20 protein-coding genes and 1 pseudogene are annotated in these 19,611 nt (G+C 45.8%); 4 read left to right on the top strand and 17 right to left on the bottom strand.

What is annotated here, in order from left to right; all coding sequences use genetic code 11:
- Nucleotides 1-75: 75 nt before the first annotated feature.
- The 11 genes and pseudogenes from RUW00_RS03215 to RUW00_RS03165 form a co-directional block, all read right to left on the bottom strand.
- Nucleotides 76-1,713, bottom strand: coding sequence for a YndJ family protein (locus tag RUW00_RS03215; RefSeq protein ID WP_280145127.1), 1,638 nt, complete (start codon nucleotides 1,711-1,713; stop codon nucleotides 76-78).
- The gene (locus RUW00_RS03210) at nucleotides 1,707-2,315 is read right to left on the bottom strand and encodes a DUF4166 domain-containing protein (RefSeq protein ID WP_021493403.1); all 609 of its coding nucleotides are present in this window, start codon (nucleotides 2,313-2,315) and stop codon (nucleotides 1,707-1,709) included. The genes RUW00_RS03215 and RUW00_RS03210 overlap by 7 nt, the downstream gene beginning before the upstream one ends.
- Complete coding sequence (locus RUW00_RS03205; RefSeq protein ID WP_280145126.1) at nucleotides 2,312-3,127, bottom strand: hypothetical protein; 816 nt, start codon at nucleotides 3,125-3,127, stop codon at nucleotides 2,312-2,314. The genes RUW00_RS03210 and RUW00_RS03205 overlap by 4 nt, the downstream gene beginning before the upstream one ends.
- Nucleotides 3,128-3,234: 107 nt before the next feature.
- A pseudogene (locus RUW00_RS03200) lies at nucleotides 3,235-3,885 on the bottom strand (MFS transporter); the annotation flags it as partial.
- Between the two features lie 76 nt (nucleotides 3,886-3,961).
- The gene (locus RUW00_RS03195) at nucleotides 3,962-4,963 is read right to left on the bottom strand and encodes a substrate-binding domain-containing protein (RefSeq protein WP_204529484.1); all 1,002 of its coding nucleotides are present in this window, start codon (nucleotides 4,961-4,963) and stop codon (nucleotides 3,962-3,964) included.
- An 83-nt stretch (nucleotides 4,964-5,046) separates the two neighbouring features.
- Nucleotides 5,047-5,883, bottom strand: a complete 837-nt coding sequence (locus RUW00_RS03190) for an SDR family oxidoreductase (protein ID WP_280145125.1) — start codon at nucleotides 5,881-5,883, stop codon at nucleotides 5,047-5,049.
- The gene (uxuA, locus tag RUW00_RS03185) at nucleotides 5,880-6,956 is read right to left on the bottom strand and encodes a mannonate dehydratase (protein WP_280145124.1); all 1,077 of its coding nucleotides are present in this window, start codon (nucleotides 6,954-6,956) and stop codon (nucleotides 5,880-5,882) included. Before uxuA ends, RUW00_RS03190 begins: the two co-directional genes overlap by 4 nt.
- A 1-nt stretch (nucleotide 6,957) precedes the next feature.
- Complete coding sequence (locus RUW00_RS03180) at nucleotides 6,958-7,593, bottom strand: bifunctional 2-keto-4-hydroxyglutarate aldolase/2-keto-3-deoxy-6-phosphogluconate aldolase (protein WP_014418028.1); 636 nt, start codon at nucleotides 7,591-7,593, stop codon at nucleotides 6,958-6,960.
- 13 nt (nucleotides 7,594-7,606) lie between these two features.
- Nucleotides 7,607-8,626, bottom strand: coding sequence for a zinc-binding alcohol dehydrogenase family protein (locus tag RUW00_RS03175; protein ID WP_280145123.1), 1,020 nt, complete (start codon nucleotides 8,624-8,626; stop codon nucleotides 7,607-7,609).
- Nucleotides 8,627-8,655: 29 nt separating this feature from the next.
- Complete coding sequence (locus tag RUW00_RS03170; protein ID WP_280145122.1) at nucleotides 8,656-9,612, bottom strand: sugar kinase; 957 nt, start codon at nucleotides 9,610-9,612, stop codon at nucleotides 8,656-8,658.
- Nucleotides 9,613-9,815: 203 nt separating this feature from the next.
- Nucleotides 9,816-11,234 (bottom strand): alanine/glycine:cation symporter family protein, encoded by a 1,419-nt coding sequence (locus tag RUW00_RS03165; protein WP_100261812.1) that lies wholly within the window; start codon nucleotides 11,232-11,234, stop codon nucleotides 9,816-9,818.
- 376 nt (nucleotides 11,235-11,610) lie between these two features.
- On the opposite strand from RUW00_RS03165, the gene RUW00_RS03160 reads away from it, so the two are divergent.
- Complete coding sequence (locus RUW00_RS03160) at nucleotides 11,611-11,964, top strand: hypothetical protein (protein ID WP_003153956.1); 354 nt, start codon at nucleotides 11,611-11,613, stop codon at nucleotides 11,962-11,964.
- 24 nt (nucleotides 11,965-11,988) lie between these two features.
- On the top strand, nucleotides 11,989-12,114 hold the full coding sequence (locus tag RUW00_RS03155; protein WP_003153957.1) for a hypothetical protein: 126 nt from the start codon (nucleotides 11,989-11,991) through the stop codon (nucleotides 12,112-12,114).
- Between the two features lie 52 nt (nucleotides 12,115-12,166).
- On the opposite strand, the gene parC is transcribed toward RUW00_RS03155, so the two are convergent.
- From parC to RUW00_RS03140, 3 genes are all read right to left on the bottom strand, one after another.
- Nucleotides 12,167-14,590 carry a DNA topoisomerase IV subunit A gene (gene parC / locus RUW00_RS03150; protein ID WP_280145121.1) on the bottom strand — a complete coding sequence of 808 codons (2,424 nt, stop codon included), beginning with the start codon at nucleotides 14,588-14,590 and terminating at the stop codon, nucleotides 12,167-12,169.
- Between the two features lie 2 nt (nucleotides 14,591-14,592).
- Entirely contained in the window at nucleotides 14,593-16,560 is a 1,968-nt protein-coding gene (parE, locus tag RUW00_RS03145) for a DNA topoisomerase IV subunit B (protein ID WP_014305073.1), read from the bottom strand.
- Between the two features lie 424 nt (nucleotides 16,561-16,984).
- On the bottom strand, nucleotides 16,985-17,392 hold the full coding sequence (locus RUW00_RS03140) for a CoA-binding protein (RefSeq protein WP_007410316.1): 408 nt from the start codon (nucleotides 17,390-17,392) through the stop codon (nucleotides 16,985-16,987).
- A 151-nt stretch (nucleotides 17,393-17,543) separates the two neighbouring features.
- Here RUW00_RS03140 and plsY point away from each other — a divergent pair, with 151 nt between their 5' ends.
- Complete coding sequence (gene plsY, locus RUW00_RS03135; protein WP_014418024.1) at nucleotides 17,544-18,125, top strand: glycerol-3-phosphate 1-O-acyltransferase PlsY; 582 nt, start codon at nucleotides 17,544-17,546, stop codon at nucleotides 18,123-18,125.
- 88 nt (nucleotides 18,126-18,213) lie between these two features.
- On the top strand, nucleotides 18,214-18,501 hold the full coding sequence (locus tag RUW00_RS03130) for a HesB/YadR/YfhF family protein (protein ID WP_007410318.1): 288 nt from the start codon (nucleotides 18,214-18,216) through the stop codon (nucleotides 18,499-18,501).
- A gap of 32 nt (nucleotides 18,502-18,533) precedes the next feature.
- Here the strand turns inward: RUW00_RS03130 and RUW00_RS03125 are convergent, their stop codons facing one another.
- The 3 genes from RUW00_RS03125 to tlp form a co-directional block, all read right to left on the bottom strand.
- Nucleotides 18,534-18,833 (bottom strand): hypothetical protein, encoded by a 300-nt coding sequence (locus tag RUW00_RS03125; protein ID WP_007410319.1) that lies wholly within the window; start codon nucleotides 18,831-18,833, stop codon nucleotides 18,534-18,536.
- 15 nt (nucleotides 18,834-18,848) lie between these two features.
- Complete coding sequence (locus tag RUW00_RS03120; protein WP_017417881.1) at nucleotides 18,849-19,265, bottom strand: YbgC/FadM family acyl-CoA thioesterase; 417 nt, start codon at nucleotides 19,263-19,265, stop codon at nucleotides 18,849-18,851.
- An 86-nt stretch (nucleotides 19,266-19,351) separates the two neighbouring features.
- Nucleotides 19,352-19,594: a small acid-soluble spore protein Tlp gene (gene tlp, locus RUW00_RS03115; RefSeq protein ID WP_007410320.1), complete on the bottom strand. Its 243-nt coding sequence runs from the start codon at nucleotides 19,592-19,594 to the stop codon at nucleotides 19,352-19,354.
- Between the last annotated feature and the right edge of the window lie 17 nt (nucleotides 19,595-19,611).

Below are 19,611 nucleotides of genomic sequence, written 5' to 3'. Positions count from 1 at the left end.
CACTTTGCTTTATTTTGTATTCAAAAAGCCTTGTTTCCGAAAAGGGTTTCATACACAGAAGCGTAAGTATACCCTTCATCTTTTTTCTTCCATTCGGTTACCTGCGGAAGCGTGAGTGATCCGATAATGTACAGTTAAAAATTTCAGTCCGAACAGCCACATATGATGAACGGCCTTCAGGCTTGTTTCGCTCTGGGCTGAAATAAGAAATGTCTCTGCCAGCGGAAGATGACACGCCCCCCATTTCGTCTGGAGATAAATCCCTTCATCACCCGCTCCGCTTTTTCGCCGTCTGCTTGTCAAAATAAGATTCTGCTTACGCGCATAAGGTTTTAAAATGCCCGTCATTTGGCCGTACGGCAGCGGAAGAGAGATATTCATGTATCCTTCCCCTTTTGACCTGTACGCTGAATACAGCGCAGTAAAAACGGTTTCCTGCTTTTCATTTGTTCTGATCCACGCACGGACATTTTTTCTGCCGTCTTTGTCAGAGTCAACGCCTATGATATCACTGTGCATAATATACCAATCCGGATTCATGGACAGGTGAATCTGCCCCGCTCTTCTGCTGAACGGCTCGTACACGCGCGCGAACGGACGAAACCATCTGCTCCACGTCACTTTTGCCATGATGTCATAATCAATTGTCTCTTCATAAAAGGAAATAACGGCCGGCGCCAGTTTTTCAGTTGAAAAGTCTTCAGAATGCAGTTCTCTCATCTGATCCAGAAGGCCGGTATAATGGATGTCATTTGCTGCATGAATATCAGTCAAAAATTCTTTGCCTATCGTTCTCTTCCCGTAAATACGGCTGAACGTTCTATCACTGCCCTCATCAAACGGTCTCGGATTTTCCAACCTCCACCCCGCCAAAGCCGGCAGGATAACGCCGAATGCATTGACGGCCCCGTGAATCCAAATCATCTGGCTGATCGTGAGCGTTGCCTCCTCGCGGTAGACACCGTACGAATATATCAAAGAAAAAGCAATTGTGATCATTAACACAGCCGAAGAACTCCTGATCAAGATCCTGCCTGTTTTCGTAACAAACGGCGCCTTAAAGACGAGATATGCATTTACATACAGACCCGCCAGATACAGAGCGACAGCAATCACATCAAGTGTCTTTGAAAATGTAATCCCCAAGGCAATAAGGATCGGCGAAATCAAAATAATGACCGTGCTCCACCGGTAAAGTTCGCGTTTCTCCCGTATGATCCTGCCGAGCAATCCGTTAAAGATCGGAATGAGAAAAGCGGAATAGTGAAAGTGCACCGCCGTCAGCAGAACGATAAGCGGGCCGAAATTCATGACGGGAATCTCAAGGACATATGCGAAGAACCAGAATCCGCCCCCGGCCAAATAAATGAAACCCGCCATAACAGACATCTCTTCTGTTCTGTGAATATTTGTTTTCATCAGCCGCCGGACAGCATACAGTGCCAGCCCAAACGTATAAATGAGCCACACAACGGCAAAAAAACTGAAGTCTGTGACAAGCGCAAGCACCGCACATAAAGCGGCAACAGGATAACTCCGTAACAACACATTCTCTAAGGTCTTTGACGGCCGAAAAGCAAAATCGAATACAGCAGGAACGAAAAAAAGTACAGAAAATAAAACAAACGTCTCAGCAGCTGATATATGCGGAGCTTCAGCCGCCGCAAATCCCAAAAAGCAAATCACGCTTACCATGAGATGACGCTTCAGCATGTTTCTCCCTCTGTTTCCCGGAAAGTCCCCCGGTAAGAGAAAAGCGTGCCGAGTATCCGATTTTTCACATGAACCTTTATGCTGAAGCTATTCATTTCCTCATCATAAGCCTCATAAACGGTTGAACTGCCGCACAGCCATGCCGGAAGCGGGATTTTCTTTCCGCCTATCAGGAGCCACTGCCTTCCGGATGTAATAACAAGCCCTCCTTCTGAAGACGCTTCTAAATGCAGTTCAGACAGTAGGATGTGAGGTTTGCCGAAGTAATCAAGAATTCTGTTTTCCCGCTCATCATATTCCATGACCGCATCAAAAAAACGCGTTTTGCCTTTAAAGAAAAAGGTACGATTCCATTCCACGCCATTTTGCCTGTTTTTGTTTTCGATAGTGAAAGGGATATCGTTTCCCCTCTCTGAGAAAAAACATCTGAAAAAAACACCTGTCTTTAAAAGCATTCTGACAAGAAAAGAACCTCCCTTTATTTCTGACATAACGCCTTCTCCGCAAAACGTGCGTGATCCGTCAAATCTGTACCGTTTCTGCAGCATCGGGTGCAGTGATTGATAATGAGTAATCGCTTTTTCATACATTGAATCCGTCATTTCACTTCTCTCTTTCGTTTTGTATGCCAGGCGCTCGGCAGCTTGAGCTTAAGAATCATGCCGGCTATCGTAAGCACTCCTAATGAGATCACGAATCCGCCGCCGGAATATAGCAGTGCCGTTACACAAAAGAAGACTGACTGCCCGGTGTGAATCAGCCACTTTCTCCGCATGGGAAGCAGCCATAATACCCCTAACCCTGTCTCCAGCGCTCCCCTCACGATCTCTGCATCGGCACAGCCATCATGAAAGCCTTGAAGAAACCAATACAGACTGAATACGAGACACATACAGACATAGACAAATCCGAAACGGACTGATATCTTCGGATGTCTGTTTTGTTCTATCCAAAGCCGCAACGCATCAAAGCTCCATGCGGTAGCCCAGCTTAGCAGAGGACGAAATAAAAACCGGTCTATCCAACTTCCCGGCAGACCGCGGGCCGTTTCATATTGATATTGAGTCAAAAATGCGGTTTGTCCGTTATCCCGCTCTATATACTTCCAGTAGCCCCTGCCTTCTTTTATAAGTGACAGCGGATGATCAGAGGCAAAAGCGAGCGAAGACACTCTTTCTGACGAGCGAGGCCTTATGTCACCTATTGATTCGCCCGTGCCGGATACCTTCAGCCCAAAACCGATTCGTGTTTCATATAGAAATCTCTGCGGTTCATCTGGCAGCCTATGAAGATATGTAATGTCAGAAAAACGCAGATCCCATTCCTTATGAAGATGCGGGGTTTGCGTATATTCCCAAAGTGTTTCTATATCAGATGCAATATTGATTTCGACATATATCGGCTTCTGTTTCATGCCCCCTCCTCTTCCCTTCTTTTGTAAACAATTCCTATATTATCATAGGAACAGATCAAGCGGCAGAACGAAAAGGCCATCCCGTTATCGGCAGGACAGCCTCAGTGGCTTTGATGACTTACGAATAAGGTCATCGGGATATGCTGCTCATGCGATTGAATCTCCGCTTTCATTGCCGGGGCGTCTTCCGTCGGCACCGGCCGTTCTTTGACAAATTTAAACCAGATGACCGCCCAGACTAAACCGATAATCATGATCAGGACAAAGGAAACTTTCCAGCTGAACGCCACAGCAATCATCCCGACAATCGGGCCGGAGATCGCTCCGCCGAGCGGCGTTCCGCTGTTTGTCAGGCCGATGACCGTGGCGCGCTGAGACGGAGGAAACCAATTGTTGACCATTTTGCTTATGGCAGCCGACAGCGGCCCCTCCCCCATACCGAATAAAACACGGATAATCAAAAGACTTACAAATCCGAAAGCAAGCGCAACCGCTCCGCTGAAAAGAGACCAAACGATCATCGCCGTACACAATGTCAATTTAGCCCCGTACCGGTCAGATGCAACACCGCCGAGAAAGTTAAACACAGCGTATCCGACAGAGAAACTGCTGAAAATCAGCCCCATTTGGGTTGCCGACAATGTGAGATCCTGCTGTATGAACGGCGCTGCAATAGACAGCGCTGAGCGGTCTAAATAGTTAATCACCCCGGCTGAAAATAAAAGAAGAATAATAGGGAATCTATCCTTTGAGAACATAAAATCCCTCCCTCTTATTTCTTAATATTCAGATATTAAAATTGCCGGAGTAAACCGGTTTATGCAATGAAACCGGTTATCCGGATTGCCTTGCGAGCAGTGCCGGTTTATAGCGGTGAATCCGTTTTTCACCGCTATCTTTTTCTTGTATCTGGCGAAGAAGAAGGCTTCCCGCTTTTCGCGCCATTTCTGCCGCAGGCTGAACGATCGTCGTAATCGGAGGAGTAAAAAAACCCGCAAAAGGAACTTCATCAATTCCGATGACGGCTGCCTTATCCGGAATTGTCATATCATGCTCCTTCATATACTTCAGCACCTCAACAAGAACGATATCGTTTGCCGCCAATATCGCTTTCGGAGGCTCCTGAAGTGAGAACAGCTCTGACAAAACATTGGAAATATCAGCCGCATCGGCTGTTTTGATATATTCGTTCCGCACCATCATTCCGTGGCGGTCAAGCGCCTTCTTATACCCCTCAATCCTTTCTACCCTCGGACTGATTTCCCGAATAATGGACGTCGTAATAATCGCGATTCTCTTTATGCCGCTTTCGATAAACCGGTCAACGGCAAGACCGGCTGCATGATGATTATCAAGCATCACTGTCGGAATCCCGAGTTCTTCAATGGTTCTGTCCATAAACACGACCGGAAACGTATCGCGTTTCATCTTTTCATATAAAGAGAGATTTTCGCCCGTCGGAAAAATAATAATTCCGTCCACCTGCTTGGCCCGCAGCATTTCAATATATTTCTTTTCTTTTTCCGGTTCATCATCCGCATTGCAGACAATAATATGAAATCCTTGTTCATGAAAATAGTCTTCCACCGCCCTGATGACCTGAGTGGAAAAGGTGTGAAGAATATTAGCCACCACCACACCTACTGTAAATGTTGATTTCTGTTTTAAGCTGCGGGCGACGAAATTCGGCTGATAGTTCAGCTCTTGAATGGCCGCTTCTATTTTTTGTTTCGTTTTCTCGCTCATATAGTCATAGCGCTGATTTAAAAATTGAGATACGGTGCTTTTAGATACGTTTGCATATTTCGCCACATCAGAAATTGTAATGGTTTTCATAGACTCATCCCCGTCTGTCTTCATTTTTCACTAGTATAAGTCAGAAGTAAATAGTTTACAATCTGACAGGGACATGGATTCTGTCACACTCCGGAATAAGCCATAAAACCTCCGTCGACGGGAACGGTGACCCCTGTGACAAAGCCTGAGCATGAATCATCCGAAAGCCACAGGAGCGTTCCCAGAAGGTCTTCCGGTTTCCCGAAACGTTTCATCGGTGTATGTGCCATAATCTTATTGGATCGGTCTGTCAGACTTCCATCATCCTGTAATAACAACTCACGGTTTTGCGCTGTCAAAAAGAAACCCGGAGCGATGGCATTCACCCGCATCCCTTTTTTTGCGAAATGAACAGCCATCCACATCGTAAAATTCTGAATCGCCGCCTTGGCCGCGCTGTAGGCAGGCACCTTTGTCATCGGTGTATACGCACTCATAGAAGAAATATTAATAATCGCGGGACATTCCGCCTTCAAAAGGTCTTTTCCAAACACTTGCGATGCCAGAAATGCACCGGTAAAGTTGGTTGAAAATACGCTGGAAAACCCCGTTTCGTCCATATCAAAAAATGATGTGCCCTGCTCATCCTCTTCATACGTCTCACTGGCAGTGATCGCATCAGGGTGATTTCCCCCGGCTCCGTTAATTAAAAGATTGACAGAACCGAACCGGCTGATAATCTCGTCTTTTGCCTTTTCGAGCGAATCACGGGCTGAAACATCAGCCGGTACAGAAACCGCGGTTCCTCCAGCGTCAGCAATCTCGCCCGCCGCACGCTCTGCTTTATCAGCATTCCGGCTGACGATCGCAATTTTCATCCCCTGCCGTGAAAGCTCCTTTGCCATTGCTGAACAGAGAACACCGCTCCCGCCTGTTATGACAGCGGTTCTTTCTGATAAACGTTCATGAATCGGTCTCATCTCTTCACCCCTTTCTCATGAGACGAGAACGCATCCCACAGTCCGTTCAAGTACATAATTCCTAAGGCGCGATCATATAAACCATAACCCGGCCGGCATTGTTCGCCCCAGATATGACGGCCGTGATCAGGCCGTACATATCCTTTATAGTCTTGGCCGTGCAATTCTTTTACCACACCGGTAATATCAATGGACCCATCACTGGTAAGATGCGAAGTTTCCGTAAAATCACCGTTATCGCAGATTTTCACATTTCGTATATGGGCAAACGGCGCAGCTCCCGCATAGTGTTTGGCGATCTTCACCATATCATTGGCGGGATCCGCTCCCATCGAACCCGTGCACAACGTAATACAATTGGCGGGTGAATCTGAAATCTCTCGCAGCTTTTCGTAGCTTTTCTCACTGGTGATAATACGGGGCAGGCCAAAAATTGACCAGGGCGGATCATCCGGATGAATGGCCATTTGAATGCCGTGTTCCTCCGCTACAGGAAGAATTTCATGTAAAAAGAACTCAAGATTGGCCCAAAGCTGTTTTTCATCAACCGTTTGATAGGCCTCAAACAGTTCCTTGATCCGGGCCATTTTCTCCGGCTCCCACCCGGGAAGCGTCAAATCAGAAGATTCTTCAACCGTGCGGATCAGTTCCTCCGGAGATAGACTTTCCACTTTCTCTTTTTCAAAAAACAGTGCGGTTGACCCATCCTCCAGCGCGCGGAACATATCGGTACGCGTCCAGTCAAATATCGGCATGAAATTGTAACAGATGACTTTCACGCCGAATTCGGACAGATTGCGAATGGTCTGTTTATAGTGTTCAATATATTGTCCGCGTTCTTCATGACCAAGTTTAATGGCTTCATGAACATTCACGCTTTCCACGACCTCTGCATGAAACCCATAGGATTGAATGACTCTGACTTCCGCTTCAATGTCCTCCTTTTCCCATACTTCGCCCGCGGGCTTCTGGTGAAGAGCCCAGACGATGCCTTTGACCCCGGGAATTTGTCTGACATGTTCAAGAGTCACCGTATCATTACCTTGGCCATACCAGCGAAACGTGATATTCATGTTACACCCCCGTATATTCGTTTTTTCGGCAGACGTATTCTTTGCTGAGGGATACGGCAGCTTCATAGCCGCCCTTTTGATATGCTTTTGTCAAGTCGCTTCCCACACCGACCGCGACCGCTCCGGCAGAGAGCCAGTCATTCATGCTGTTTAATGAGATGCCCCCGGTCGGCATAATGCGGACATTCGGCAGAGGACCGTTGACCGACTTGATAAATGAAGGGTCAAACGAATTAGCGGGGAACAGCTTTACCACATCACATCCGGCTTCGAGCGCCAAAGCCATATCAGACACGCTCATGCATCCCGGAAGATACGGTACGCTGTACTGGTTGCATAGAGATGCTATCTCTTTTACAAAATGAGAGCTGACGATAAATGAGGCGCCTGATAAAATGGCGTGTCTCGCCGTTTCTGTATCCATTACAGAGCCGGCTCCAAGAAGAATATCTTGATGCCGGAGTTCCTTAAAGACATCTTCCACTTCAGGAGTTGTGTATGTAAGCTCAATGGCGCTGATACCTCCTGAAATGGCCGCTCTTGAAACTTCAAGCGCCTCTTGGCTGTTTTGTCCCCTTATGACAGCCACCACTTGTGCATGCAGAAGTTTTTCGTAAATAGCGTACTTAGGCAGCATTCTCGCTCCTCCTTTAATCAAACGTAATGATTGCTTTTCCCACCTTGCCCGGGTGCTGTTCGATCAACTGAAATGCTTGATGGACGTCATCTGCTGAAAATGTATGTGTAATAAGACCGCCGTGCGTTAACAGGCCTTTATTCAGTAAGTCTGTAATGTACGGAAACTGATTCGTCTGCAATCTTGAACCGGTTATCGTGACTTCCTTTTTTGTGATCGGAAGCTGAGAAATGCCGGCAGTCCTCTCATCAAAACCAAGCACAACCACATGACCGGCCGGAGACACCGCGTCAATAGACGTTTCAAACGTTGAGGGGAGACAGACGGCATCAATGACGACATTGGCGCCTTCATTTTTTGTCCATTCGTTCACCCGCAAAACGGGATCTTCTTTTTGCGCGTTGACGGTAACGTCCGCACCGTTTTTTTCGGCGAATGCCAAGCGTTCATCATTCAAGTCGGTTATCATGACGGAAGCGCCTTTGAACTTTGCCATTTTTAATATGCAGATTCCGATCGGTCCCGCCCCCTGAATCAAAACGGTATCTTCCTTCTCGACACGGCCTCTCCAAACGGCCTGGGCGCCGATCGTATATGGTTCTGCCATGACCGCTTCCTCCCAGGGCAGATCGGGCGAAACGGCATGCAGCTGCTTTTCCGGAAGCACGATATATTCCCGCATCCCGCCATCTTCATGAACGCCGAACACCGAAAGCGCTTTGCAGACGTTCGGACGTCCTTTCCGGCAGGCATAGCATGTTCCGCAATAAGATATCGGTTCAATCACTACCCGGTCACCCGGCTTGAAACGCCGGACAAGAGAACCGGTCTTTGCGACTTCCCCTGTGACTTCATGACCGATTACTCTCGGCAGGGACGCTAACGGATTTGTCCCATGATAAATATGCAAATCTGATCCGCAAATTCCGACCCGCTTCACCTTGACAAGAACATCATCCGCATGGGCAACAGACGGTTTCTCACATTCCGTCACCACCAGATCAAATGCTTTCCGTACTAGAACCGCTTTCATTTTCTCACCCGCTTTTTAAGTTGTGCTTGCTAACGTTCAATCACAGTCTCTTTGTTTACAAATGACAGAACCTCTTCTAGATAGGGAAGCCCTTCATTGTCACCGGAAACTGTGGTGACGAGCGCACCGACCGCATTGGCAAACTCCAGACGTTTTTCCGGTTCAAAACCATGCAGATAACCGTACAGGTAACCGGCATTAAAGCCGTCACCCGCTCCTACCGTGTCAACAGGCGCAACCGGGAAAGCCTCTTTGTGAACCCACTTATGATCATGATACAGCGCAGAACCTGCTTCACCGTCTTTTATGACAAGCTGACTGATTGAATAGGTCTCTGCAAACCGGGCTAATGCTTCATTTTCCCCTAGACCTGTCAGCTGTTTCATTTCGCCCCGGCCCGCCAGAAGAATATCAGTATGCGGAAAGATTTGATGAAATGCCGCACGCGCCTCCTCAATCGTCCACAGCTTCAGCCTGATATTCGGATCAAAAGATACGGGAATCCCCCTTGCTTTGGCGATGGAAAGCACCCTTTCAGCAATTTCAAGGTTTTTCTTATCAAGCGCGAGGAACACACCGGTAAGATGAACGATGTGAATGCCGGCAAACATATTCTCTGTTATATCTTCCGGTGCAAGAGTCAGAATTGGTGAATTGAAACGGTAATAAAACGTCTTGCCTGAACCGTCATTTCTGATCTCTTTGACATTTAAAGATGTAGGAAAGCCTTCAACATAGGAGACGTCAGTCACATCAATTCCTTCTCCTTTGGCAAACTGATAAATCACTCTGCCGAACTCATCCTTCCCCAGTCTGCTGACCCACTTTGAGTGCAGATTCAATCTGGCGCACGCAATCGCAAAATTCAGTTCAGCTCCTCCTGCTTTTCGTTCAAAATGGGTAACAAAACGCAAAGGCCCTGTGCTTGCGGGATTTAAGGTGATCATCGCATCACCGATCGTAAAAATGCCATAATCAGAAGCCACATTAATACTCCTTTCCTTTAAGACTAAATCGGTTTGGTAAACCGGTTTAGTTAAACTTTATATGAAAGCCCTTACACACACAAGAGAAAAATACAACAAATTCAAAAAAATCTGTTTTCGGCAAAAATAACCCGGTTTTTCACATGAAAAAACCCCTCACAACAAAATGTAAGGGGTTTTTTGAAAATTGTATGCATGTTTCCTCAGTTAGCAGTCTTACGTTCGGGGCTTGTACCTTCTTCTTCCGCCCATGTTTCAATATGCCTGAGCTCCGGCGTATTCTCGGCTTTGAATACAGGATCAAGACCTTTTTTGCGCTGAGCGGCATAATCCTTATAGATCTTGTAGGCTACATTACTCAGCAGTAAGATTGCCACTAAGTTAATGAGAGCCAAGAGTCCCATAAACAAGTTTGCCATGTCCCAGACGATCTGGAAGTCAGCCAAACATCCGTATACCACCATCACTACAACGAATACGCGGTAAATATTAAGCCATGTTTTGCTTGTTTTAATAAATTCAATATTCGTTTCACCATAGTAATAGTTGCCGACGACAGAACTGAATGCGAATAAAAACATCGCAATCGCAATAAATGTCGGCGCCCATCCGCCGAGGTGGTGCTGCAGTGCGGCTTGCGTCACTTGAATGCCGTCTCCTTTAGGCGTAAAGCTGTACAATAAAATGATAAAGGCAGTCGATGTACAAACGATAAATGTATCAAAAAACACGCCGAGCGTCTGAATTAATCCCTGCTTAGCCGGATGCGACACATGTGCAGCCGCTGCGGCATTCGGCGCGCTTCCCATACCCGCTTCGTTTGAAAACAGGCCGCGCTGCGCACCGATAATAATGATGCTTCCTAAGCTTCCGCCGACGATCTGTTCAAGACCGAACGCATTTTTCACAATCGTAACAAACAGCTCAGGTACCGCTGTAATATTTACAATCACGACATACAGCGCGATCAGAATATACATACCCGCCATGACCGGAACGATTAATTGCGAGACGGAAACAACACGTTTCAGACCGCCGAATATAATGAAAGCCGTTAATACAGCTAAAATGATTGCGATAACTGTTTTATTCACATGGAATGCTTCGTCAAACGCGACAGAAATCGTATTTGACTGCACGGCGTTAAAGATAAGTCCGAAAGAAACGGTAATCAATACGGCGAATAAAATACCGAGCCAGCGGGCGCCCAGTCCCTTTGCCATGTAATATGCCGGACCGCCGCGGAATTCGTCACCGGAACGCACTTTATACAGCTGCGCCAAGGTGCTTTCCACAAAGCTGGAAGCCATACCGACAATCGCTACGATCCACATCCAAAATACTGCGCCGGGACCGCCTGTTGCAATCGCCAGCGCGACGCCGGTCAAGTTTCCGGTTCCGACACGAGAAGCGGCTGAGATAAAGAATGCCTGCATTGAAGACACTCCTTTATTTCCTTGCGGCTTCTCCCCGACGATTCTAAACATTTCTATAAAGTATTGGAATTGAATAAAGCGAAAACGGAACGTAAAGTACAAACCGATCCCGACTAAAATATAAACAAGATACTTCCAAATAAAATCATTTGGAACATTTATGATTTCACTGATGAAAGCCTCCATGTTTAACCTCCCTTTTACATATCTTTTACTGTCATTTTTGCTGCATATGTTAGATCTTTTAACACAACGAGTATTATTATATCACAACAACAGTGGTTGAGAAGTTTTTTTAAGAAAATGTTTCGGTTTCTTCATCACGTCTTTTGCTGTCATGCCCCGTTTTTTATCTTACAGCCCGAAAAATGTTGTCACGTCATAAGGAATGCGTGCATATCATAACAAATAGGTCTTTAAGAAAAAAGAGATGAAAAGATGGATGAAATGGTATATACTTAACCAGGATAATAATTTTTTAAATTTAATAAATATGTTTACTTTACATTTAAATTAGGGTATTATAATAAAAATATTCAGAATTATGAAGGGGGGAGAACATTTGAAAAAAATCTTGTTTTTAAAAGCTTCTATTTTATTTTTAGCGATTGCAAGCTTTCATTTGCTCTCCATTCCCCATGCGTTTGATACTGCTCATCATTTTAAAGCGGTAGCCGACCAGCAGGAAATGCACGAAATGAAGGCCGGCCAAAATGCTGATGATGAGAAAAAATCGCTGACGGGCTCATATATCTTGACGGCGCTTTTTGCCGCTTCTGTCTCACTGATCGTGATATCAGACAGGAGACGCCCCGCTTCCCGGAGAAGACAGCGAAAGAAAAGCTTTTTAATCGCTAAATTTTATCAGTCCTCGTATTTCGATGAGCTTCATGTTCAACATCGCCTATCTATGTAACATAAAATGAGGAGGTTGTTAAACATGTTGTTTATCTTACGAATGGTGATTTTAGGGTTGTTTTCATTCACTGCATTGAATTTATTTGTATGGCAGGGAATCGAAGTCATTCACGCTATCACCGACTTATTCGGCAGCCATGAAAGCTAAATAGTAAAACCTCCGCTCAATGAGCGGAGGTTTTTTTATTTTATTTTTACTCTTAAACATCAGACGCGGGGATACGCCATACATCTGTTACCGGCCCTGTCTCAGCTTCATCGGTAAAGAAGGAACCGTTGCTGTATCGGTCATTCGCCCGCAAGGACTTCACGGCGATTTCGATTCTCTCGCCTTTTTCTGTTTCCGCAGCGATCATGTCGGCTAAAGCGCACGCGAATACGCCGACTGCGCGATGCGGGTTCTTTTTAAGCTCACGCAGCATGATGACACCGCGCTTCGCCCTGGATGTTTTTTCGAATTCAGATAGGTTCATCCGCTTGATTGCTCCCCGCTGTGTGACGAGGACAAGCGAATCTGTCTCATGCAGGATTTGTCCTGATACGACGGTATCACCGTCTTTTAGATTTATGCCCTTTACGCCGGCCGCACGGGCACCGACTACATTTACTTCATCTTCACCGAACCATAAACCGTACCCGAGGCGGGTGGCGATAAACAGCTGGCTGCCGCCGTCTGTGACATGAACATCAATCAGCTCGTCGTCCCCTTTCAGATTAAGGGCAACAAGCGCTTTCGAGTAACGCTGCGCTTTGTAATGCGTCATTTCAGTTCTTTTCACCATGCCGTTTTTCGTCATAAACAATAAATATGAAGATGGATCAAACTCTTTTACCGGTATAGCTTTCACGATGGTTTCATCACGGTCAATCGTGATGATGTTCGTTACGTGCTGCCCCATGTCTTTCCACCTGATATCGGGAAGCTGGTGAACCGGACAATAAACATAGCTTCCCTTATTGGTAAAGAGCAGGAGAACATCCGTTGTATTCATTTCAAATTGGTGAATCAGCCTGTCAGTATCCTTCATACCGAAATCCTGGCCGTTAGAAGCGGCAAATGACCGCTGGCTTGTTCGTTTTACATAGCCGTCTTTTGTGACTGTCACATATACGTCCTCAGAGGCTACCATGACTTCAAGATTGATTTTAATTTCCTCAATCTTTTCTTCAATGACAGACCGTCTGCTGTCAGCATAGGTCTTTTTCAATTTTTTCAAGCTGCTTGTAATGACTTTTAACAGCTTTTTATCATGACTTAAAATGGCTTCGAGCTCCTGAATTTTCTTGCTGAGCTCTTCCGCTTCCTCTTTTAACGCCGTAATATCCGTGTTTGTCAGACGATACAGCTGCAAGGATACGATCGCTTCAGCCTGCGGCTCCGTAAATGCGAATTTAGACATTAAGTTTTGTTTCGCATCTTTCTTGTCGCTGCTTGCCCGGATGACCGCTATGACCTCATCTAACACAGACAGTGCCTTCATCAGTCCTTCAACGATGTGATGCCGCTCTTTTGCTTTTTGCAATTCAAAGACGGAGCGGTTTGTCACTACTTCCTTCTGGTGGGAAATATACGCATCCAGGATGGCTGTAAGACTCATCAGCATCGGCCGGCGGTTATGTATGGCGACCATATTAAAGTTATATGTTGTCTGCAGATCAGTGTTTTTATATAAGAAATTCAAAATGCCTTTTGCATCGGCTTCTTTCTTTAACTCAACGACCACCCGAAGCCCCGTGCGGTCAGTTTCATCCCGGACTTCAGAAATGCCTTCGACTTTTTTGTCTATGCGGTACTCGTCCATTTTCTTTACGAGATTGGCTTTGTTTACTTCAAACGGAATTTCTGTAATGACGATCTGCTCCCGTCCGCCTCTTACGGATTCCACTTCAGCCTTGCCGCGGATAATAATTTTGCCTTTCCCGGTTTCATAAGCCTTCCGAATGCCGTCGACTCCTTGAATAATGCCTCCTGTCGGAAAGTCAGGCCCTTTAATCACCTGCATCAAGTCATCGACGGTGCAATCCGGAGATTCAATCCGTTTAATGACGGCATCAATGACCTCACCCAGATGATGAGGGGGAATATCAGTCGCATAGCCCGCTGAAATCCCGGTTGATCCGTTGACAAGCAAGTTAGGGAACATGGCGGGGAAAACAACCGGTTCTTTACTAGTGTCATCAAAGTTCGGAACGAATTCAACCGTATTTTTATCAATATCACGCAAAAGCTCTGACGCGATAGAAGATAATCTCGCTTCCGTATAACGCATGGCAGCCGGCGGATCACCGTCAATGCTTCCATTGTTGCCGTGCATCTCAATCAGCACATTCCGCACTTTCCAATCCTGGCTCATCCGCACCATCGCTTCATAAACGGAGCTGTCACCGTGCGGATGATAATTACCGATAACGTTTCCGACCGTTTTCGCCGCTTTACGGAAATTTTTATCGAATGTATTTCCGTCTGCGTGCATGGCGTATAAAATTCTCCGCTGCACCGGCTTTAAACCGTCACGAGCGTCGGGCAGCGCCCTGTCTTGAATAATGTATTTACTGTAGCGTCCGAAACGGTCGCCGATTACTTCTTCTAACGGTAAATCATGAAATAATTCTGGCTGTGCCACTATTAAACCTCCTCAGCGACCGACAAGTTTTCATTTTCTAAAATATTGCTTTCCTCATCTAATCCGAAGGCAACATTCTTTTCAATCCATTTTCTTCTCGGTTCTACTTTGTCTCCCATTAATGTCGTTACACGGCGCTCTACCCTTGCCGCATCGTCGATCTTGACTCTGACGAGAGTTCGCGATTCGGGATTCATCGTCGTTTCCCAGAGCTGGTCTGCGTTCATTTCTCCCAGACCTTTATAGCGCTGGATGGTATACCCTTTGCCGACTTTCTTTAAAACGCCGTCCATTTCTTCGTCGGACCAGGCATATTCAATAATCTCTTTCTTACCGCTTCCTTTGCTCACTTTGTAAAGAGGCGGAAGGGCGATGAAGACTTTTCCGTGCTCGATTAAAGGTTTCATATAGCGGTAGAAAAACGTTAACAGCAAGACTTGAATGTGCGCGCCGTCGGTATCCGCGTCCGTCATGATGATGATCTTGTCATAGTTGATGTCGTCTATATCAAAATCTGCGCCGACACCGCCGCCGATCGCATGAATAATCGTATTGATTTCTTCATTTTTGAAGATGTCTGCAAGCTTTGCTTTCTCTGTGTTGATGACCTTTCCGCGAAGGGGCAGCACGGCTTGGAATTTCCGGTCTCTTCCCTGTTTTGCAGAGCCTCCCGCAGAGTCTCCCTCCACCAGATACAATTCATTCTTCGCCGGATTTCTGGAACCGGCCGGTGTGAGTTTTCCGCTCAGCGTCGCTTCTGATTTTTTTCGCTTTTTGCCGCTTCTCGCTTCTTCTCTCGCTTTACGGGCCGCTTCACGGGCCTGGCTTGCTTTAATCGCTTTTTTGACAAGCAGGGTCGCCGTATCGCGGTTTTCTTCCAAGAAATAAGCAAGATTCTCGGAAATGACGGCATCCGCGGCTGATCTCGCCTCACTTGTGCCAAGCTTCCCTTTCGTCTGGCCTTCAAATTGCAGCAGTTCCTCCGGGATACGCACGGAAATGATTGCGGACAAACCTTCCCTGATATCGGCGCCTTCAAGGTTCTTGTCTTTCTCTTTTAAAAGGGCAACCTTTCGCGCATACTCGTTAAACGCTCTTGTCATTGCCGTTTTGGCTCCTGATTCGTGGGTGCCGCCGTCCTTTGTTCTGACGTTATTAACGAATGACAGCATATTTTCTGAATACCCGTCATTAAACTGAAACGCGAAATCGACTTCAATGTCATGATGCTCGCCTTCAAAGGAAACCACTTCGCATAAAGCGTCTTTTTCCTCGTTTAAATAAGCGACAAATGCTTCAATTCCGTTCTCATAATAAAATACTTCTTTTACGCCGTTCCGTTCATCAATTAATTCTATTTTCAAACCTTTTAACAAGAAAGCTGATTCGCGCAGACGTTCTGACAGCGTGTCAAAATTATAAACCGTTGCGCTGAACATTGACGGATCAGGTTTAAAATGGGTAAGCGTTCCCGTTTTTTTGGTCGTTCCGATTTTTTCAAGTGAAGTCACGGGCTTGCCGCCGTTTTCAAATCGTTGTTTATAAACATATCCGTCACGCTCAATAGTAACTGTCAGCCACTCCGATAACGCGTTTACGACAGATGCGCCGACACCGTGCAGACCGCCGCTTGTTTTATAGCCGCCCTGTCCGAATTTCCCCCCGGCATGCAGCACGGTGAAAATAACTTCCGGCGTCGGCTTTCCGAGCTTATGCATCCCGGTCGGCATTCCGCGTCCTCTGTCCTGTACAGAGATGCTGTTGTCCTTATGTATCGTTACGATAATATGATCTCCGTAGCCGGCAAGAACTTCATCGACGGAATTGTCGACGATCTCATATACCAGATGGTGCAGGCCGCGTGCGTCCGTCGAACCGATGTACATTCCCGGTCGTTTTCTGACGGCTTCCAGGCCTTCAAGCACCTGTATGGCATCTTCGTTGTAATCAAATTGCTGTTTTCTAGCCAAACGTACAAACCCCTTTCAAAAAACCTGCTCTTAATCATTCTCTTTTTTAAATGTTTTCATGTCTTTGTTTTTCAGTATGCGCAAGCTTCGGTCCAATTCTCCTCGGACTCACAATTATAACCAATATGCTTGATTTCGCAACATATTTAAGCGAATGGCTCGTTTTTTAGGCCGCAAGACATACATTCGAACGGCTTTTCATCTTTTTGGTGCCCTTTTCGGCGGATAAGAACATGAGTTCGCTTTCTATTATATAGCTTTATGCCGGCCATCGCAAACAGACTGTAAACCCCTGTATAAAGGGGTTTCTAAAAAAGCTGTTCATGCTTTATTGTATCTGTTTCATCATCATACGCAAAGAGTATTCTTTCAATAAAAAAGCAAAAAACCCCTGATTTGCCAAGGATTTTTGCCTTTTTTGTTCCTATTTTATAACAGCGCGGGCGACTTTTATACATAAATCCATAACAGCCGTCCGTCCTTTGTCTGTAATCATGCGATACGCTTCTTCATTTGCAAGACCCTGCTGCGCCCAAAAAACGGGAGCGTCCGTCTGTAAAAATTCTTCAGCGACGCCGGGAAGCTGCTCAGAGCGTCTGAACACATTCACGATATCAATCGGTCCCTCCACGTCTTTTAATGAAGCGACGGCTTTAACGCCAAGCGCCTCATCAATCGTTGGATTGACGGGAATAATTTCATACCCTTCATCCTGCATCGCTTTGGAAACCATGTAAGAAGTCCGGTCGGGACGGTCTGACAGCCCGACGACTGCGATCCGTTTGCTCCGGTCCAGAATTTCTTTAATCTCTGATTTTGAAGGATTTTGCATCTTTACCATCTCCTTTTGATATATTGTACATGACCGCTTCGCCGGAATCAAAAAAAGCGCTTTGTCAGCTTAATTCTCAAAAAACTTGTCATCAGACGGTAACAACTCGTGTTAAAATAGAGTGAAGGGACATTGAAAAGGAGAAATGTAGATGTTGATTGCTTTATTGATTATTTTGGCCTATGTAATAGGCAGCATCCCGTCAGGTTTAATCGTAGGCAAACTTGCGAAAGGGATCGATATTAGAGAACACGGAAGCGGCAATTTGGGCGCCACAAATGCTTTTCGCACGCTTGGCGTTAAAGCGGGATCTGTCGTCATCGCAGCCGATATTTTAAAAGGCACCTTGGCCGCGGCGCTCCCATATTTGCTGCACGTCCCCATTCATCCTCTTCTCGCAGGGGTGGCAGCAGTAATCGGCCATGTATTCCCCGTGTTCGCAAAGTTTAAGGGAGGCAAAGCCGTAGCCACATCAGGGGGCGTCCTGCTGTTTTATGCTCCGCTGTTATTCGTTACGATGGTTGCAGTATTTTTCGTATTTTTATTCCTTACGAAATTTGTTTCTCTGTCTTCAATGTTAACAGGGATTTATACGATTATTTACTGTCTGTTTGTAAAAGACCCTTATTTATTAATCGTAGTGACGCTCTTGACCGCGTTTGTTATCTACAGACACAGGGCAAACATCAAACGGATTATAAACAAAACAGAACCGAAGATCAAATGGTTTTGATGAAACTTCAATTTTGACATCAAAATGCCATATGCGTTTATAATAGAGATAATTTCTTTATATGAGAAACAAAAAGGGAGTGTTCCGGATGAACATGAAAGTAACGAAAGGCGCGCTGGATTGGTACAAAGAAGAGCTCGATCTGGAAACAGGCGACCATGTCCGTTTCTTTGTCCGTTACGGGGGATGCAGCAACGTTCAGAAAGGCTTTTCTCTCGGCATTTTAAAAGACCGGCCGATGAACATCGGCACCAGCACGGAAGTTGAAGGCATTACCTTTTTTATTGAAGAAAGCGACTTATGGTACTTTGATAATCACGATTTGTCAGTCACATATTCAGATCAGGCAGAAGAGCCGGTATTTGATTATGTGTAAAAAAAAGAACGCAGCGGATGCGTTCTTTTTTTTTACAGCCTGAACCTTTTGAGATGATCAGTCAGATGTTCTTTTTCTAATATGCTTCTTTGCGTATCACCGAGCAGGTCAAAGTGGGGAAATTCATTTTTATGGTGAATCCACTCCGGCTTCAGCCCGTACTCCGCTCCCCATCTGATCAGTTTATTGAGATCGCTTGAACCGGCCTTCGTCACGGTCTTAGCCTCCGGAAAGCGGTCGTCCAGCCAGTAATGCGTTAAAAAAGCGATTTTCCCTTCCGATACATCCCGCTTCCATCTTTCCAGTTCCTTACGCGTAATTCCAAATGCCATAACTGCAGCCGCTCCTTATTTTTTTGCCTTTTGGTAAGCGGCATGCCAATCAGGAAAAGCCTTGCGAAACTGAATCGGTTTGAAGCTCTCTTTATCAACGCATATATGAGAGGATGTCGCTTTGATGGCAAGTTCTTGATCCGGATTATAGATGTGGTAGCCGTAAACGGTTTTAAATCCGTTATATTCTTCAATCCAAGTATGTACGACAGCCGTTTCTCCGTAGCGGAGCGGCTTTTTATAAGAAATGCTGATATCCAATACAGGGGACAGCACTCCTCTATCTTCCATATCCTTGTAAAGGAATCCGAGTTCCTTAATCAGCGCCGTTCTGCCGACCTCCATCCAGACTAAGTAATTGGCATGATAGACGATGCCCATTTGATCTGTTTCCGCATAACGCACTTCTATTTCTTTTTTTGACACATGCAACGTTCTCTGCTCCCTTATTATCAGATTAGCCCCATTTTATCACAACGAGCCGGAAAGAGAAAAAAACCAGGTTTCCCTGGTTTTTATTATGATTGATAGCCGTTTTCTCTTGCAGCCGATTCATCCTGGATTTCACTGCGGAACGATTCAATGCTTTCATTGCGTCTGGCATTCTTCTCTTGAATGCGCTGTTTTTCCTCATCTGTCGCAAATTCCATTGATTCTTTGGCTTCTTCTATATTTTCAATTGTATTCTGCACCATATCCTGCAGCTTTTCAACGTTATCGGAACGGTCATCCGGATTCGGTTTTTGATAATTGTTTGTCATAATGTCTGCTCTCCTTT

It is taken from the genome of Bacillus sp. IS1, assembly GCF_032461585.1.
Classification (GTDB): domain Bacteria; phylum Bacillota; class Bacilli; order Bacillales; family Bacillaceae; genus Bacillus; species Bacillus velezensis.
This window is presented reverse-complemented; position numbering and strand designations above follow the sequence as displayed.

Bases quoted from the DNA above. Each gene is read 5' to 3' on its own strand.
- RUW00_RS03155 (WP_003153957.1), top strand. From the start codon at position 11,989: ATGTTGTTTATCTTACGAATGGTGATTTTAGGGTTGTTTTCATTCACT.
- plsY (WP_014418024.1), top strand. From the start codon at position 17,544: ATGTTGATTGCTTTATTGATTATTTTGGCCTATGTAATAGGCAGCATC.
- RUW00_RS03130 (WP_007410318.1), top strand. From the start codon at position 18,214: ATGAACATGAAAGTAACGAAAGGCGCGCTGGATTGGTACAAAGAAGAG.
- RUW00_RS03175 (WP_280145123.1), bottom strand. From the start codon at position 8,626: ATGAAAGCGGTTCTAGTACGGAAAGCATTTGATCTGGTGGTGACGGAA.
- RUW00_RS03205 (WP_280145126.1), bottom strand. From the start codon at position 3,127: ATGAAACAGAAGCCGATATATGTCGAAATCAATATTGCATCTGATATA.
- RUW00_RS03125 (WP_007410319.1), bottom strand. From the start codon at position 18,833: ATGGCATTTGGAATTACGCGTAAGGAACTGGAAAGATGGAAGCGGGAT.
- tlp (WP_007410320.1), bottom strand. From the start codon at position 19,594: ATGACAAACAATTATCAAAAACCGAATCCGGATGACCGTTCCGATAAC.
- RUW00_RS03165 (WP_100261812.1), bottom strand. From the start codon at position 11,234: ATGGAGGCTTTCATCAGTGAAATCATAAATGTTCCAAATGATTTTATT.
- RUW00_RS03215 (WP_280145127.1), bottom strand. From the start codon at position 1,713: ATGCTGAAGCGTCATCTCATGGTAAGCGTGATTTGCTTTTTGGGATTT.
- uxuA (WP_280145124.1), bottom strand. From the start codon at position 6,956: ATGAATATCACGTTTCGCTGGTATGGCCAAGGTAATGATACGGTGACT.
- RUW00_RS03190 (WP_280145125.1), bottom strand. From the start codon at position 5,883: ATGAGACCGATTCATGAACGTTTATCAGAAAGAACCGCTGTCATAACA.
- RUW00_RS03140 (WP_007410316.1), bottom strand. From the start codon at position 17,392: ATGCAAAATCCTTCAAAATCAGAGATTAAAGAAATTCTGGACCGGAGC.
- RUW00_RS03210 (WP_021493403.1), bottom strand. From the start codon at position 2,315: ATGACGGATTCAATGTATGAAAAAGCGATTACTCATTATCAATCACTG.
- RUW00_RS03195 (WP_204529484.1), bottom strand. From the start codon at position 4,963: ATGAAAACCATTACAATTTCTGATGTGGCGAAATATGCAAACGTATCT.
- RUW00_RS03180 (WP_014418028.1), bottom strand. From the start codon at position 7,593: ATGCTGCCTAAGTACGCTATTTACGAAAAACTTCTGCATGCACAAGTG.